General features: G+C 33.1%; 2 protein-coding genes. Both read left to right on the top strand.

Going from position 1 to position 1,255, the window contains the following annotated elements; all coding sequences use genetic code 11:
* Positions 1-529: hypothetical protein (locus LZ634_RS22590; RefSeq protein WP_234508961.1), on the top strand; the 529-nt coding region annotated here is incomplete at its 5' end.
* Positions 483-1,255 (top strand): hypothetical protein (locus LZ634_RS22595; protein WP_234508962.1); only part of this gene is annotated, 773 nt, incomplete at its 3' end. The genes LZ634_RS22590 and LZ634_RS22595, both read left to right, overlap by 47 nt.

A 1,255-nucleotide genomic window follows, 5' to 3' on the forward strand; every position in this document is an offset into this window, starting at 1 on the left:
ATCGCCTAGATCGCCTAGATTGCTCAGTGCTTCAGAACTGGCTGACTCACGAAATGAACAAGTTGTTAATAGTATTTGTAAAAAACCTAGAATAATATTCTATGGAGCATTTAGTATATTCAGGTTTACACGTCTTTTAATTTTGTCTTATCTGTCAAGAAAGTACAAGATAAAATCCTTAATATACTTGAGATTGTTCTTCCTTAAGCGTAACTTTAAATTTTTTAGTATCTATATTGGTGGGGGGCGGCGTGCAGCGCCTTTTTCTAATATAAGAGTGGACATACCTCAAAAAAAACAAAGTGGTGGTTCAGCAAGAACCTCAGGACTTAATACCATAATGTTTTCTTATTCTTATAATACACCAAGATGGCGTTTTTTGGATATTGGGACATTATGTAAGACATATAGATCATTTTCATTTTTGTTTGGTCTTTTAGATAGTGGTAATCATTTGACATTGTTGGTTGAGGAGCAGAATAATGCATGGCTTGCTTTTAAGGTTGCGCTGGATAAAACGATCCAATAATAAAGCCTTGCTTTTTAGAATCATACTTAGGGTCACTCCATTATTTGCGGTTGAACCACTATTGTCACTATTTCTAAAAATTAATTTTCTTAACAAAGAAATATTGATGTATGAACGTGTTGGTAAAATATCCGAAAGAAACAGGAAGAATGGAATTGCTGCTATAATAAGAGCATACCCCCAAAACAATCCTTTGTTGATGGCTGTTAGATCAATTATTGAGCATGTAGATCAAGTTGTTATAGTTTTTAATGGTGAAAAAAATGTTGATTTTGACAAGCTTTTAGCTGACCAATTGGCCTTTCAACCTCAACTAGCTGATAAAATTAAAATTGATGTTTATTTGAATCGTATACAAAAAACGGGTGATGATTATTATCAGAGTGTTTATGAGGATCCGGATTTATCAATAGCTAGGTTTTATAATTTCGCATTTTCGTTGTCTGATTTTGAAACGGTTGTAAAATGGGATGATGATATGATCCCTTGTAATCATAAAAAGGCATTCCGTACACCATGTCGGTTAGTTAAAGCTATTAGCTATGATGGTTATGATGCTACAGGACGAAAAACCACGTCGATGGAGCCTAGGGTTTTTAAACTAAGAAAAAATGTTAAATATTTTGACTCTGATTTTTGTGAACGCATAAATTTAGGGTTAGGTATTAAATGGAAATATTTTAAAAAAGTATATGTCCATCTAAAACTTCTTCGGTCAGGATTAGT

It is taken from the genome of Kluyvera intermedia, from assembly GCF_021440345.1.
Classification (GTDB): Bacteria; Pseudomonadota; Gammaproteobacteria; order Enterobacterales; family Enterobacteriaceae; genus Kluyvera; species Kluyvera intermedia_A.